At 71.5% G+C, this 14,313-nt stretch carries 12 protein-coding genes; 7 read left to right on the forward strand and 5 right to left on the reverse strand.

The features are described from left to right. Positions 1 to 51: 51 nt before the first annotated feature. On the forward strand, positions 52 to 1,497 hold the full coding sequence (gene yczR / locus F0U44_RS08875) for a MocR-like transcription factor YczR (protein WP_149727942.1): 1,446 nt from the start codon (positions 52 to 54) through the stop codon (positions 1,495 to 1,497). A 108-nt stretch (positions 1,498 to 1,605) separates the two neighbouring features. Beyond that, the gene (locus F0U44_RS08880; RefSeq protein WP_149727943.1) at positions 1,606 to 4,044 is read left to right on the forward strand and encodes a hypothetical protein; all 2,439 of its coding nucleotides are present in this window, start codon (positions 1,606 to 1,608) and stop codon (positions 4,042 to 4,044) included. Positions 4,045 to 4,061: 17 nt separating this feature from the next. On the opposite strand, the gene serA is transcribed toward F0U44_RS08880, so the two are convergent. The 3 genes from serA to efeO form a co-directional block, all read right to left on the reverse strand. Then, the gene (gene serA, locus F0U44_RS08885) at positions 4,062 to 5,651 is read right to left on the reverse strand and encodes a phosphoglycerate dehydrogenase (protein WP_149727944.1); all 1,590 of its coding nucleotides are present in this window, start codon (positions 5,649 to 5,651) and stop codon (positions 4,062 to 4,064) included. A 132-nt stretch (positions 5,652 to 5,783) separates the two neighbouring features. Next, the gene (gene efeB / locus F0U44_RS08890; RefSeq protein ID WP_149727945.1) at positions 5,784 to 7,082 is read right to left on the reverse strand and encodes an iron uptake transporter deferrochelatase/peroxidase subunit; all 1,299 of its coding nucleotides are present in this window, start codon (positions 7,080 to 7,082) and stop codon (positions 5,784 to 5,786) included. Then, positions 7,079 to 8,005 carry an iron uptake system protein EfeO gene (efeO, locus tag F0U44_RS08895; RefSeq protein ID WP_223163631.1) on the reverse strand — a complete coding sequence of 309 codons (927 nt, stop codon included), beginning with the start codon at positions 8,003 to 8,005 and terminating at the stop codon, positions 7,079 to 7,081. The genes efeB and efeO overlap by 4 nt, the downstream gene beginning before the upstream one ends. Positions 8,006 to 8,081: 76 nt before the next feature. Between efeO and F0U44_RS08900 the strand changes: the two genes are divergently transcribed. The 5 genes from F0U44_RS08900 to F0U44_RS08920 are packed head-to-tail and all read left to right on the forward strand — an operon-like array spanning position 8,082 to position 12,011. Next, positions 8,082 to 8,822, forward strand: coding sequence for a DUF4129 domain-containing protein (locus F0U44_RS08900; protein WP_149727947.1), 741 nt, complete (start codon positions 8,082 to 8,084; stop codon positions 8,820 to 8,822). After that, on the forward strand, positions 8,819 to 9,178 hold the full coding sequence (locus F0U44_RS08905; protein WP_149727948.1) for a hypothetical protein: 360 nt from the start codon (positions 8,819 to 8,821) through the stop codon (positions 9,176 to 9,178). The genes F0U44_RS08900 and F0U44_RS08905 overlap by 4 nt, the downstream gene beginning before the upstream one ends. After that, a complete protein-coding gene (locus F0U44_RS08910; protein ID WP_149727949.1) occupies positions 9,175 to 10,146 on the forward strand; it encodes an AAA family ATPase in 972 nt (323 codons plus the stop codon). The genes F0U44_RS08905 and F0U44_RS08910 overlap by 4 nt, the downstream gene beginning before the upstream one ends. A gap of 3 nt (positions 10,147 to 10,149) precedes the next feature. Then, positions 10,150 to 11,433, forward strand: a complete 1,284-nt coding sequence (locus F0U44_RS08915; RefSeq protein ID WP_149727950.1) for a DUF58 domain-containing protein — start codon at positions 10,150 to 10,152, stop codon at positions 11,431 to 11,433. Then, positions 11,430 to 12,011 (forward strand): hypothetical protein, encoded by a 582-nt coding sequence (locus F0U44_RS08920; protein ID WP_149727951.1) that lies wholly within the window; start codon positions 11,430 to 11,432, stop codon positions 12,009 to 12,011. Before F0U44_RS08915 ends, F0U44_RS08920 begins: the two co-directional genes overlap by 4 nt. Here the strand turns inward: F0U44_RS08920 and F0U44_RS08925 are convergent. Beyond that, positions 11,977 to 13,695 (reverse strand): hypothetical protein, encoded by a 1,719-nt coding sequence (locus F0U44_RS08925; RefSeq protein WP_149727952.1) that lies wholly within the window; start codon positions 13,693 to 13,695, stop codon positions 11,977 to 11,979. The genes F0U44_RS08920 and F0U44_RS08925 overlap by 35 nt on opposite strands. A gap of 93 nt (positions 13,696 to 13,788) precedes the next feature. Then, on the reverse strand, positions 13,789 to 14,223 hold the full coding sequence (locus F0U44_RS08930) for a hypothetical protein (RefSeq protein ID WP_149727953.1): 435 nt from the start codon (positions 14,221 to 14,223) through the stop codon (positions 13,789 to 13,791). Positions 14,224 to 14,313 lie beyond the last annotated feature (90 nt).

The raw sequence follows: 14,313 nt of genomic DNA on the forward strand, positions 1-14,313 counted from the left end.
TCCTTACTAGTGGCCTGGAATGAAATAGCCACTTGTGATCTACTGGACTGCATGCCGCAGTCCATTTCCGCCAGTCGCGTGGCCACCCTCGCCGGCGACTTCCACCGGTCCCCCGCCTACGTCGGCCTGGCCGACGCGCTACGCGAGCTGATCGGCGACGGACGCATCGGCTATGGCACCCGGCTGCCGAGCGAGCGCGACCTGACCACGGCGCTCGAGGTGTCGCGCACCACGGTGACCCGCGCCTACGCCGTACTGCGGGAGAGCGGGTTCGCCGAGGCCCGGCACGGCTCGGGCACCTTCACCCGCCTGCCCGGCGGACCGACGCGCGCCTACGACCGCGCCCTGTGGCCCACCGACGTGACGCCCGGCGTCATCGACCTGGTGTGCGCGGCCGCGACCGCTCCCCCCGGCATCGCCGCGGCCTACGCGGAGGCCGCCGCCGACCTACCGGCCCACCTCGGCGGCCACGGCTACTACCCGGCCGGGATGCCCGACCTGCAGGAGGCGATCGCGGCGTCGTACGACGACCGCGGCCTCCCGACCTCATCCGACCAGATCATCGTCACCGCCGGCGCCCTCGCCGCGACCGCCGTCGTGGGCAGCGCGCTGGCGGGCCCCCGCGAGCGAGTGCTGATGGAGTCGCCGACCTACCCCAACGCCGTGCAGGCGCTGTGCGTCGGCGGCGGCCGACTGGTGACGATCCCCCTCGACCCGGAGGGCTGGGACCTCGAGTCGGTCGACGGCGTGCTGGCCAAGCGCAAGCCGCGCCTGGTCCATGTCATGCCCGACCACCACAACCCGACCGGCCTGGTGATGTCCGACGCCGACCGCGCTACCTACGCGGCAATGCTCAAGCGGCACGGCGCGACCGCAGTCGTCGACGAGGCGCACCACACGCTGCGCCTCGACGGTGGTCCAGCGCAGCGGCCGTTCGCGTCCTTCTCCCCCGACACGATCACCGTCGGCAGCGCCAGCAAGAGCGTCTGGGGCGGCCTGCGGCTCGGCTGGATCCGCGCTCCCCGCGGCCTGGTCGACCAGCTGACCCGCGCCCGGATCGGTCTGGACCTCGGCGCCCCCGTCTTCGAGCAACTGGTGCTCACCAAGCTGCTGACCGGTGACTTCGACGCGGTCCTCACCGCGCACCGCGACCGGCTGCGCCTCCAGCGCGACGCCCTGGTCGCCGCGATGCGCGCCGAGCTGCCCGACTGGACCTTCCGCACCCCCAGCGGTGGCATGGCGCTGTGGTGCCGGCTCCCCGCGGTGGGCGCGACGGCGCTCGTCGACGAGGTCGAGGGCCGGGGCGTCCTGATGGCGCCCGGCCCGTCCTTCGCTCCCGAGGGCGGCCTCGACCGCTACCTCCGCTTCCCCTTCACCGTGCCCGCCCCACAGTTGGAGGAGGCGGTCCGCCGGGTGGCCGCCGCGTGGGCAACGGTCCGTGCCGGAACGAGCACCCCGCCCGGACGCGAGCGCCCAGGCGGCGTGCTGGTCGCCTGAAGATCACCCGAATGACGGTTGCGCCTCCTCGAAACCCGCCTCTACCGTCGGGGCAGGGTGCACCGGCTCGGCGCGATCGGGACCCGCCTCCGACCAACGAGGTTCACCATGCTCCGTCGGCTTGCCCTTCGCGTTGCCCCGATGGCGCTGGCGAGCGTCCTCGTCATTGCGGTCCCGGCCGATCCCGCGCGCGCCGAGGGACCTGTGGTCTCCGTTGCCACCGTGCCGACGGAGGTCGACCCCATCGGACCGGCAGGCGTCGAGGCGGCCCTCGGCCAACCGATAGCGACGGCGCTCAGCCTGCGCGTGCTGGACGAGGCGCACCAGCCGGCACCGGGCGTCGAGGTCTCGCTCACCGTGATCCCGTCAGAGTTCAACGGTGCGACGGGCACGGTGTCGAGCCCGACGGTGACGACCAACGCCGCAGGGAAGGCCAGCTTCAACGTGACCGCCGGCAGCACCCCGGGGTTCTGGTCGGTCAAGGCGTCGGTCGGCACCCCGGACACAGCGTTCTTCGGGGTCATCAACCGTCCTCCGGGCTTCCGGGTCGGCGAGCACCTCGCCTCCATCAGTGGCCATGACCAGACCGGGGCGCCGGTGGCGGTCGACGACTACCTGGACGGTTCCGGCTACCTCGTGCTCAACGTGTGTGCGGTCGACTGTGCGCCCTGCCGGGCGGTCGCTCAGGACGAGGACGACGCCGAGGACCAGCTCGCCGAGGAGGGCATCCCCGCCCGGGTCGTGCGCGTGCTGAGCCAAGACCTGTCCGGCCGCGCCACCACCGCCGTGGATGCCTCGAACTGGCGGACCAACGTCGCCCGCACCGACGACCCCGTTCTTCACTCGAACGGTTCGCGTACGGGCAGCCTCTACCGCGCCGCGCTGTTCGCGGTCGGCGCCGGGGGGGGCTTCCCGACGTACCTCTTCGTCGCCCCCGACGGGACGATCTTCGGCCGAACCAGTCTTGCCCTCACCTCCGATCAGATCGCCCGCAAGATCCGGATCCACGCGGACGGAGTGGACGACACTCCCCAGGCCCAGGTGTCGGTGACGATCGACGGCGCCACCTCGTCGGGACTGGCCGATCCCACCCTCGCCGGGCCGTTCGGGTCGCTGACCTACGACGCAGCGATCCACGCACAGGAGATCACCGACCTGGTGCTGGAGAGTGAGGAGGCGCTCACCTCGGCCGAGCCGGTCGCGCTCGAGGTGACCCCCGCTCGGTCCGACCCCGAGCCGCGGTACTTCCCGGAGGGGTCAGCCCACGTGTTGGTGAAGATCGGCGACGGCAACCCCGGTTCCGTGTGGTGGGGCGTCTCTCTGGGAACCGCCACGATGACGTTGGACACCTATCACCTCGACGTCGACCTCTCGACCGCGCGGGAACAAGTAGCGGAGGCGCTGGCCGGTGAGGGTCTGACGCAGCCCGAGATCGACGCCTACGTGGCGTCGCTCGACACCGTGAAGCTCACCTTCGCCGCCGAGATCGGCACTCCGCCCAGCTGCGACGGTCAGCCCGCCACGATCACCGGACGCGGCCGTATCGACGGCACCTCCGGCGCCGACGTGATCGTCGGTTCCGCGGGTGACGACGAGATCAAGGGCGCTGGCGGCAATGACGTCATCTGCGGCCTCGGTGGTGACGACCTGATCTACGACGGCGCCGGAGCCGACACCGTCCTCGGCAGCAGGGGCAACGACGCCTTCGTCCAGGGGGCCAGCGCCGATCCCGGGGACGTGCTCGACGGTGGCAACGGCCAAGACAACCTCTCCTACGCCGCGCGGCCCGTCGGTGTCACGGTCACCCTTGATGCACTGGCCGACGACGGCGCACCCGGTGAAGGCGACAAGGTCACCGCCACCGTCGAAGAGGTCACTGGCACCAACGCTGACGACACCATCAATGGCAACGCCGGGAACAATCGATTCGTCGGCCGCGGCGGCAACGACACCCTCAACGGAGGCGGCGGCAACGACGCGCTGCGCGGCGACGCCGGAGTCGACAGCCTCAACGGCGGCCCCGGCAACGACACCGTCGATGGCGGTCCAGGCGACGACGCGCTGCGCGGCGGCGCAGACAACGACAACGTCCTCGGCGGCGCTGACAACGACACCATCACCGAAGAACCGACCACCAGCGGCGCCGACGCCGTCAACGGCAACGCCGGTCACGACACCATCCGCTACAGCTCGCGGACGACGTCGGTCGCCATCCGGCTCAACGGCGACCCCACCTCAGGGGCCCCCGGTGAGTTCGACCGGATCGTCGGCGTGGAGGAAGCCTTCGGCGGCTCCGCCGACGACCAGCTGGTCGGCGGACCCTACGCAGAGATCTTCTGGGGCATGGCCGGCGCCGACACCATCAACGGCGGTGGCGGCGCTGACCAGATCACCGGTGGCACCGGGGCCGACATGCTCTTCGGCAGCAACGGAACCGACCACCTCGACTCCCGAGACGGCGTCAAGGGCAACGACACCATCAACGGCGGCACCGCCACCGACACCGCGGTCTTCGACCCCGGTGACATCCTGATCTCGGTGCCCTAGCAGGGCCCCAGCCGGGGTCAGACGATGTCGACGGCGCGGATCGAGGTGGCCGAGATGGCGCTCTCGATCTCGCTGAGGGTCTCGGCCGGGATCGCGGAGTCGACCGACAGGGCGACCAGCGCCTGACCGCCCTTGGCGTCACGGCTGACCTGCATGCCGGCGATGTTGACGTTGGCCGCGCCGAGGATCTGGCCGACGGTGCCGACCATGCCGGGGCGGTCGTCGTAGGTGAAGAACGCGATGTGGTTGGTCGGCTCGATGTCGATGTCGTAGCCGTTGACCTCCACCAGGCGCTCGCGCTGGTGAATGCCCACCAGGGTGCCGCTGACCGAGACCTGCGAACCGTCGGCGAGGGTGCCGCGGATCGTGATCAGGTTGCGGTGGTCGGCGCTCTCCGGGTCGGTGAGGAGGCGTACGGCGACGCCCCGCTCGGCCGCGAGGAGCGGCGCGTTGACGTAGGACACCTGGTCCTCGACGACGGTGCTGAAGACGCCCTTGAGGGCGGCGAGCTCGAGCACCTTCACGTCGTGGTCGGCGATCTCGCCGCGGACCTCAACATCGAGCTGCTGGGCGAGCTCACCGGCGACGCCGGTGAAGACCTGACCGAGCTTCTCGGTGAGCGGGATGCCGGGACGCACGTCCTCGGCGATCACGCCGCCCTGGACGTTGACCGCGTCGGGGACGAGCTCACCGGCGAGGGCCAGGCGCACCGACTTCGCGACGGCGATGCCGGCCTTCTCCTGGGCCTCCTCGGTCGAGGCGCCCAGGTGGGGCGTCGCGACGACGTTCTCGAGCTCGAAGAGCGGGCTGTCGGTGCACGGCTCCTTGGCGAACACGTCGAGGCCGGCCGCAGCGATGCGGCCGGTCTTCAGTGCGTCGTAGAGGGCGTCCTCATCGACGATGCCACCGCGCGCGGCGTTGACGAGCACGAGCGAGGACTTGGCCTTCGCGAGCTGGTCGGCGCCGATGAGGCCCGCGGTCTCGGGGGTCTTCGGCAGGTGGACCGACATGAAGTCGGACTCGGCCAGCAGGGTGTCGAGGTCGACGAGCCGCACGCCCATCTGCGCGGCCTTGCCGGCCTGCACGTAGGGGTCGTAGGCGATGACGGTCATGCCGAAGGCAGCGAGCCGCTGCGCGACGAGCACACCGATCCGGCCGAGACCGACGATGCCGACGGTCTTCTCGAAGAGCTCGATGCCGCCGAACTTCGACCGCTTCCACTCGCCGTTCTTCAGCGCCGCGTGAGCGGGCGAGACGTTGCGAGCGGCAGCGAGCATGAGCGCGACCGCGAGCTCAGCAGCCGAGGTGATGTTGGAGGTCGGGGCGTTGACGACCATCACGCCGGCCTGCGTGGCCGCCTTCACGTCGACGTTGTCGAGGCCGACCCCGGCCCGCGCGACGACCTTCAGCCGCTTGGCGGCGGCGAGCGCCTCAGCGTCGACCTTGGTCGCGGAGCGCACCAGGATCGCGTCGACATCGACGATCGCTGCCAGCAGCTCGGCGCGGTCGGCACCGTCGCAGTTGCGGATCTCGAAGTCCGGGCCCAGAGCCTCGACGGTGGCGGGGCTGAGCTCTTCGGCGATGAGAACGACGGGGCGGTCAGTCACAGCAGATGTCCTTCGCTGAGGATCGTGCAGAAAAGAGGGGTGCACGACACTGTGCCGACGTTCACGGTACCCGACGCCAGCACCTGTTACGAACTTGTGTCAGGCCCCGATCACCACGTGATACGGGGCAATTCAGGAGGCGAAGAGGGCCTGTCCGACGTACTCCCCCTCGCGCACTCCCGGGGGCACCGCGAAGAGCGCCTGACCGGTGAACTTGAGGTATTCCATGAGCGCGTCCTGGGCCGCCATCGCCCGCTGGATGGGGATGAAGTGGGTGCGCGGGTCGCGCACGTAGCCGATGAAGAACAGCCCCGCCTCGAGCCCGCCGATGTCGTTGCTGCCGTCGACGAAGTTGTAGCCGCGACGCAGCATCCGGATGCCGCCGTGCTGGTCGGGGTGGACCACCCGCACGTGGGCATCGACAGGGATGACGGGCTGGTCGCCCACCTGCTGCGCGAAGTCGGGCTTGGTGAACTCGCCGCCACCGGTCAGCGGCGCACCCGAGTCCTTCGTCCGGCCGACGAACAGCTCCTGGTCGCCCAGCGGCTGGCGGTCCCAGACCTCGATCGTCATGTTGATCCGGCGGGTCACCAGGTAGGAGCCGCCGACCAACCAGTCGGCGGCCGCGTCGTCGCCGGCGCCCACCCACACGTGGTCGGCCAGGTCGGCGGTCTCCTCGAGCTTGACGTTGTGCGTGCCGTCCTTGAAGCCGAAGAGGTTGCGCGGCGTCGTCTGCGCGTTGGAGGTGGTGGACGTGCGGCCGAAGCCGAGCTGCGACCAGCGCACCGCCGTCGTGCCGAAGCCGATGCGGACCAGGTTGCGGATCGCGTGGACCGCCACCTGGGGGTCGTCGGCGCACGCCTGGATGCAGAGGTCTCCCCCGGTCCGGCGGGGGTCGAGGGCGTCGGCCGCGAAGTGCGGCAGCGGCTCGAGCGCTGCCGGGCGCCGATCGGCGAGGCCGAAGCGATCGTTGCCGTCGGCGTCGAGGAAGACGCCGGGTCCGAAGCCGAAGGTGATCGTCAGCCCGCTGGCCGACAGCCCGATCGCCTCACCGGTGTCGTCCGGCGGCAGCAGCGCCGATCCCTCGACCGGCCCGACCGGACCGGCGGACGCGCCGCGCGTCATCCGCGCGGCGGCGTCGGTCCAGCGACGCAACAGGTCGATCAGCTCGTCGCGGTCGTCGGTGGTGACGTCGAGGGCGACGAAGTGCAGCCGGTCCTGGACCGGCGTCACGATGCCGGCCTGCTGCTCGCCGCAGAAGGGGTACGACGACGCGTGCACCGCCGTGACCGCGTGCTCCTCAGGAGTGGCCCACCTGCCCGCGGCGAAGGCGCCCGCGACGCCCGCCGCCGCCGCGCCGCCCCCGATCAGCCCGCGACGGGAGACCTTGGCCCTGCTCGGGGTGGCGCTCGGGGTCGTGCCCGAGGTCATGAGGTGACAGCGGCGGTCAGCTGCGACAGCGGCTCGGACAGCGCGTCCACGGCAGCAGCCAGGTCGCGCACGTCGTCGGCCGAGAGCTGGTCGTAGGTGACAAAGCCGTCGCCCGAGCGGTGCAGGTCGAGCAGCGCCTGGAGGTCGGCGAACCGCTCCTCGAGCTCGGCGGCGAGCTCCGGGTCATCGGCCTCGAGCAGCGGCTTGACGCCGTCGAAGGCAACCTTGGCGCCGTCGACGTTGGCTTGGAAGTCCCAGAGGTCGGTGCGCGACCAGTACTCCTCCTCGCCGGTCACCTTGCCCGTGGCGACCTCCTCGAGCAGACCACGGGAGCCGTCGGCGATCAGCGAGATCGGGAAGTCGAGACCGGCCTGGATCTGGGCGTCGAGCTCCTCGGTGTTGGCGAGCAGGTCGTCGCCGTAGAACCCGCGCTCCTCAGTGGTGAGGGACTTGTACTTCTCGGCCCGCGCGGGCCACAGGTCCTTCTCGATGACGTGCCAGCCGGTCCACTCCTCGCCGGCGGCGAAGTCGACGTCGGCCTCGCGGGCGTCCATCAGCGGGTCGAGGTCGCCGAAGCTCTCGGCCACGGGCTCGATGCGCTCCCAGTGCGAGCGGGCGACGGGATAGAGGGCGCGCGCCGCGTCGTCCTTGCCGTCCTTGTAGAGCTCGACGAACTCGCCGGTCTGCTCGAGCAGCAGCGTGGACTCGTCGGAGACGTAGGACGCGTAGGCGTCCTGCGCCTTCTCGATCAGCTTCGCGTCGGCAGCGCTGACCGGGGCGGAGGTGCCGCCATCGGACGACTTGTCGTCGCCGGACGACGTGCCGTCGTCACCGCAGGCGGTCAGGGCGAGGGCTGCCAGGGCGACGGCGGCGACGGACAACGAGAGGCGCAACACGTGGGTGGTCCCTTCTTCGACGAACACCGCGGCATCGTTGCACGTATGCTTAGCCTTACCTAAGTCGGGTCGCAGCGTGGGCACACAGGACTACCGTTTGCCCATGGGGCCTCCCTCCCCCCGTCCCGCCTCGCACGGCGCGCTCACGATGGGTGCGCTGGTGCTCGTTCTCTGCGCGCTCGTCGCCACGACCTTCGACGGGGCCCGCTGGACCGCGAGCGAGGACCGGGTCGACCCGTCGGCCGCGGCGGAGCAGGACGACGCCGACCGGGCCGACGAGACACAGCAGCAGGAACAGCCCCGGAGCGACGACGGCGGGGACGACCGCTGGCTGCCCTGGGCACCGCCGATCAGCGCACTGCTCCTCGTGCCGGCCGCCGTGATCTTCGCGGTGGCGCTCCTGGTCTTCGCCCGGCTCCGCCTCGTACGGCGGCGACGCCAGCTCTCCCGCCGGATCGGATCACGCCGTACGCCCCTCCCCGAAGCCGAGCCGCCGCCGGAGGACGAGGAAGCAGGGCTGTCCGAGGCGCTCGACGAGAGCGCACGCATGCTCGGTGAGGGATCCCCGCGCAATGCGATCGTCGCGGCCTGGGTGCGCCTCGAGCAGGCCGTCGAGGGCGAGCACTTCGCGCACCGGCCCGAGGAGACACCGACCGAGCTGGTGGCACGGGTCGTGGCGTCGTACCGGCTCGACGGCGCGGCCGAGGAGGGGGCCATCCGGCGTCTGGCCGCCCTCTACCGCGAGGCACGCTTCTCGACGCACCCGGTCACCGAAGACCACCGCGCGGAGGCCGCCGACTGCCTGCGCCGACTCCTGGCAAGTCTGCGGACGGGCGCCCGATGACCGCGGTCTGGGCGGCGGTGGTGCTCGCCGCGGTGGCGGTCTCGCTCTACGCGGCCTACGTCAGCCGCACGGTCGTGAGCGCGACCTGGCCCGAGGAGGCGCCGCTCCACCTGCGGGAGAACCGGGCCCACGACCAGCAGATCAACCACCTCGAACGGCTGCTGGCCGCCGACGACCCGACAGCGGCGCACGCGGTCGTCCGTGAGGTCACCGCGCACCTGCTCGCGATGCCGGTCCTGGCCGAGACCCGGCTCGACCCCGCCGCTGCCGCTTTCGTCGTGGATCCCCCGTTGGGCTCCGCCGAGCGCTACCGACGCGACCTGGCCACCGCACTGAGGAGGATCGAGGACCTGTGACACAAGAGCTGGGAGTGGCCGACGCCTCGAGGAAGGCGCGCGCCGTCCTCGACGAGATCGAGCGGGCCGTGGTCGGCAAGCGCGACGCACTCACCTTGGTGCTGGCCGCCGTGCTGGCCGGCGGACACGTCCTGCTCGAGGACTTCCCCGGACTCGGCAAGACCCTGGCTGCCCGGTCCTTCGCGCAGACCCTGGGGTTGGACTTCCGGCGCGCGCAGTTCACCCCCGACCTGCTGCCGGCCGACCTGACCGGCTCCTTCATCTACGACCAGGGCCAGGCGAAGTTCGAGTTCCGCCCGGGCCCGCTCTTCACGGGCCTCCTCCTCGCCGACGAGATCAACCGAACGCCCCCGAAGACCCAGGCCGCACTCCTCGAGGCCATGCAGGAGCGCCAGGTGACCGTCGAGGGCGAGACGTTCGTCCTCGACCCGCCGTTCCTCGTGCTGGCGACGGCCAACCCGGTCGAGTACGAGGGCACCTACCCGCTCCCCGAGGCCCAGCTCGACCGGTTCCTGCTGCGGGTCGGCTTCGGCTACCCCGACGCCGCCGAGGAGTGGGAGGTGCTCCGGCGCCGGCTCGAGCGGCAGCGCGAGGAGCAGACGCTCGCCCAGGTCGTGAGCCGCGAGGAGCTGCTCGCGATCCAGGCTGCGGTGGAGAGCGTGACGGTCGATCCCGACATCGGTCGCTACTGCGTGGCGCTGGCCGCCGCCACCCGTCGCCACCAGCACACGCTCGTCGGCTCCTCCCCGCGCGGCGGTCTGGCGCTGATGCTCGTCGCGCGCGGCTACGCCGTCATCGACGGTCGTGACTACGTCGTGCCCGAGGACGTCAAGGCCGTCGCCGTGCCTGCCCTGGCCCACCGGATCACCATCCGCCCCGAGCTCTGGATGACCGACATCTCGGGCCGGACCGTGGTCGAGACGGTCCTCGGCCAGGTGCCCGCACCGACCGCCCGCGACCGGGTCTGACCGATGCAGGAGTGGCGGCCGACGTACGCCCACCTCCGGGTGGCGATCGTCGGGCTGGCCACGCTGGTCGCCGGTGTCGTCGCCGGGCGGCCCGACGCGGTGATCATCGCTGCCCCGCTGGTGCTGGTGGCGTTGTGGTCGGCGCAGCGGCCGCAGACCACGCCGGAAGCCACAACCCCGGCCACCGCTCTCACCGTCAACGAGGGTGAGGAGGTGGCCTGGGAGGCGACCGTTTCTGGCCTACCGCCCGGTGGCGTCGTAGCCGTCGTCCACCCCGGCCAGCGGCTCCTCGAGGTCGAGCCCGCCGAGGGGTTGCTCGTCGCCGACGACGGCGCCGGCGGCGCCGAGGCGCTGATCGCGCTGCGACCGCTGCGCTGGGGACGGCGCAAGCTGGGCGACCCCGCAGTCGCCGTGTACGACGGCTGGTACTCCTGGCGCTTCGGACCGCTCTCCCTCCCCGGCATGCGGATGACCGTGCTGCCCGTGACCGCGCCGCTCGACGCGAGCGGACCGGCGCCGCACCCGCGCGGCCTGGTCGGGATGGAGCGCGCATCGCGCCCGGGCGAAGGCGCGGAGTTCGCGAAGGTGCGCCCGTTCGGTCTCGGCGATCGCCTGCGACGGATCCACTGGCCGGTCTCGGCGCGCACCGGGCGCCTCCACGTGACGGCCACCTACGCCGACGAGGACGCCCACGTCGTCGTGCTGATCGACGCCGTCAACGACGTAGGCGAGAGCACCGGCATCGACGGCGAGCCGTCGAGCATGGACCTCGCCGTGCGCGCCGCTGCCGTCCTCGCCGAGCACTTCCTTCATCGCGGTGACCGGGTCGGCCTGCGGGTCTTCGGTGCCTGGGGCGTGACGATGGCGCCCGCATCGACCGGACAGCTCCAGCTGCGGCGCATCCTCGACACGCTCTGCCTCATCGAGCCCGGCACCGCGCGCGGCGAGGACGCGCTGGCCGCGCGCCAGGGACTCGGCTCCGGCACGCTGGCGCTGATGCTGTCGCCGCTCATCGACCCGGCAGCGACACAGCAGGTGGCCATCCTCAACCGGGCAGGCATCGACGTCGTCGTGATCGACACGCTGCCGCCAGGCATGGAGGACGAGAGCGGCGAGACGCCCGAGGCTCTCGCGTGGCGGATCCGGATGCTGCAGCGTCGCGTCGAGACGACCCAGCTCGCCTCCCTCGGCATCCCGGTCGTGCCGTGGTCGGGCGCGCACAGCCTCGACCAGGTGCTGCGCGACCTCGCCCGACGGCGGGCTACACCGCGGCTGGTGGCGCGATGACGACGGCCTTCCTCGTCGAGGACCGCGACGGCACCCGGCTCCTCACCCTCACCGTGCCCGGGATCGTGGTGCGGCTGCTCACGGTCCTGCCGGTGCTGGTCGCGCTCGCTGCTCTCCACAGGATCGCGCCGGGCGCAGCGTGGTGGCCCTCAGCGATCCTGGCCGCGATGGCCGCGGTCTCGGCCGAGGTGCCCGACTCCGGCGCAGGGCTGGTCACCCTCGGCGGGCTGGTGGCGTGGTGGCTGCTCGCCACCGACCAGGCCGGCACCGGGTGGGCCCTGCTCGTCGCGGCGTGCGGCCTGGTCTTCCACGTCGCCCTGGCTCACGCCGCTGCCGGACCGCCGGGGTGCGCCCCGACGACCGCGGTCGTCGCGCGCCTGGCAGTCCGCTGCGCCGTCGTACTCCTGGTGACGGCTGCGATCGCGCTCGTCGTCGAGGTCGCCGAGGAGTGGGGGGAGCCGCCGACGCTCATCGTCGGCGGCACCCTGGCGATCGTCGGCGCACTCCCCTGGCTCGCCGTCCGATCCCGGTCGACCTCTCCGCCTACTGCTCCCAGCCCGGAGCGCACACCGGGTTGAGACCCTTCACCTCGTGCATGATCCGGCAGTAGTTGTAGACCGACAGCCACTGCTGGGGCTGATAGGTCATCAGGTCGTACGTCGACGTGCCGTCCAGCCGCCGCTCGGGCTGGAGCTCAATTCCGCCCTGGAGGTTGGCGTAACGCAGGCCGACGATGTCCCCGATCGTGGCGAACTTGCTGAAGTGGAAGTGCGGGTCGTCCCAGGTGTGCACGACGCCGTAGTAGTGGCCGATCTCGTGGGCGAGCGTCCGGCCCTGGTTGGCGAGCATCCGCTCCCACTGGAGGTTGATCACGCTGTTGCCGCGCGGCGTGCCTTGACGGTAGGAGGTGCAGTGGCAGTAGCCGGTCCCGCCGTCGCTCACCTCCGGCTGCATGAGCACCACCAGACAACCACCGTCGGGACATTCCTGGTCAGCGACTCGCTTCGCCCAGGCGATCGCGTCCTGGTAGCCGTCGCAATAACGGAGCCCGTCATCGGGACGCTGCGCGGCTTCGCAGTCGAAGGACCGGGTGCCCCACGCGCTGCTGGGCGCGTCGTCGGTGACCGAGAGCCGGGCGAACGGGAGCACGTTCTCGGCGAAGGCTCCCATCGGGCCCCACAGCGCGACGTTCGCAGCCTGCCAACGACCCGGCTGCACGCGCAGCCCGGGCTCGGACGCCGAGCGTGCAGCCGTCAGCTCAGCCGGCACGTTGTGATAGCTGTAGCGCAGACCGATGACGGGCAGGCTCGTCGTCGGCCCGAATGTCACGGAGAAGTGCTGGGCGACCGACCAGCCGCCGCCCCTGCCCGCGGGCGGGGTGACGGTGACGACCGCCTCTCGTGTGCCCTCCGCGAGCGCCGCCGTCGGCACCGCGAACAGCAGGCTGTTGGACAGTCGCCGGGGGTCGCCGCCGTTGGTGAGGCTGGTGATCTGAGAGTTCACGAGCGGGCGCGCGACGTCGGCGACTCCGGTCACCCGCAGCGTGCCGGTGACACCCGCCATGGAGGTCGAGCCGTCGTACTGGTGGCGGAGGAAGACGCGCACGAAGGTGCGCTTGCCCGCCACCAACGCGACGTGGGCCAACCGGTCCTGCACGCCCTGGGTCACCTCCGTGCGGTCGATGATCAACCGACCCGGTGCCCGCCAGACCCGCGTCGTGACGGTGTAGCCGCCGGCGTTGTCGCTGAGGAGCTTCTCGTTGATGCCGTAACGCAGCCGCACGCCCACCTTCGTGGGGCCTGAAGTGCACCCGCCGAGGTCGACCGCCGCCAACGGCGGTCCGACCGGGCCTCCGGGTAGCCGGTCCCAGGTCGCGGTCGCGGCATAGGGCCGGACGCCGTTGGCGTCGGGCATCCCGGTCCCCTCCGGGCCCGTCCAGCTCTTGGAGTTGTAGCGCAGCTGGCCGGAGACCTCGATGCTGACCACGTCACCGGGGAAGATCGCGTTGTCGGGATTCACTGCCCGCGGGTAGAAAGCCTGTCCGGACGTGCCACTCACGAAGACTGTCTGGGTCACATCCGGCGTCTCGCCGGCGGAGCAGCGCTCAGTCGCTGTCAGGGATGCGGCGTCGGCCGCCACTGCGGGCGGCGAGCTCGTCGTCGGGACGAGGGTCGCCAGCAGTGCTGCACAGGCCAGGCCGAGCCTCGCGTGGCGAGCGCTCCTCCAGCAAACGGATCGGTTGTCGGTGTCCTGTTCGTTCATGGCTTGCTCCTCGATGGTGGGGGGTCATCCCCACCATCGAGGAGCGCGGTCGCAGTCGGGTCGCAGAGCGGTCGCACGCGAGCCGAGAAGAGTTCAGCAGCGGCCGATGTCCGCGGCCGTGAGCTCCCCGCCGGTCCCGGCGTCGTCGCCGTAGAGCGCCATGGTGAGCGTCCAGGGCCCGTTCTTCGGCACCCGGAAGGTGCCCACGTCGGACAGATGGCCGTGCTGGACCCAGCCGCTGCTCCAGCTGCGCGAGGGCACCTCTTCACCGTTGCGAACCGCCGTCAGGTACGACGCGACCCGACCGCGGTCGACCCGGCGGGCGTCCAATCGGTTGAAGATCTTCCAGGCCGTGCCGTCGTTGGCCGAGACCTTGCAGGCCTGCTGCTTGGCCATGAGCGCGGTCTCGATGGTGGTCCAATGCTTGGCGGCACCTGCCGGGCGGGCAGACGTTGCCGAAGCACTGACAGGGGCGATCACGGCGGCGACCGCGAGAGCGCCCACCGCCGTACGGGTGAGCTTGTTCACGTGCACCGCTTCCGAGAAGGCCGGCCCTGGTGGCCGGCTACGGCGACAGTACGTGGCGCGTCCTCGGTCCGTGGGTGAACACCGCAACCC

It is taken from the genome of Nocardioides humilatus, from assembly GCF_008373755.1.
Classification (GTDB): domain Bacteria; phylum Actinomycetota; class Actinomycetes; order Propionibacteriales; family Nocardioidaceae; genus Nocardioides; species Nocardioides humilatus.

Bases quoted from the DNA above. Each gene is read 5' to 3' on its own strand.
- yczR (WP_149727942.1), top strand. From the start codon at position 52: ATGCCGCAGTCCATTTCCGCCAGTCGCGTGGCCACCCTCGCCGGCGAC.
- F0U44_RS08880 (WP_149727943.1), top strand. From the start codon at position 1,606: ATGCTCCGTCGGCTTGCCCTTCGCGTTGCCCCGATGGCGCTGGCGAGC.
- efeB (WP_149727945.1), bottom strand. From the start codon at position 7,082: ATGACCTCGGGCACGACCCCGAGCGCCACCCCGAGCAGGGCCAAGGTC.
- F0U44_RS08900 (WP_149727947.1), top strand. From the start codon at position 8,082: ATGGGGCCTCCCTCCCCCCGTCCCGCCTCGCACGGCGCGCTCACGATG.
- F0U44_RS08905 (WP_149727948.1), top strand. From the start codon at position 8,819: ATGACCGCGGTCTGGGCGGCGGTGGTGCTCGCCGCGGTGGCGGTCTCG.
- F0U44_RS08915 (WP_149727950.1), top strand. From the start codon at position 10,150: ATGCAGGAGTGGCGGCCGACGTACGCCCACCTCCGGGTGGCGATCGTC.
- F0U44_RS08920 (WP_149727951.1), top strand. From the start codon at position 11,430: ATGACGACGGCCTTCCTCGTCGAGGACCGCGACGGCACCCGGCTCCTC.
- F0U44_RS08925 (WP_149727952.1), bottom strand. From the start codon at position 13,695: ATGAACGAACAGGACACCGACAACCGATCCGTTTGCTGGAGGAGCGCT.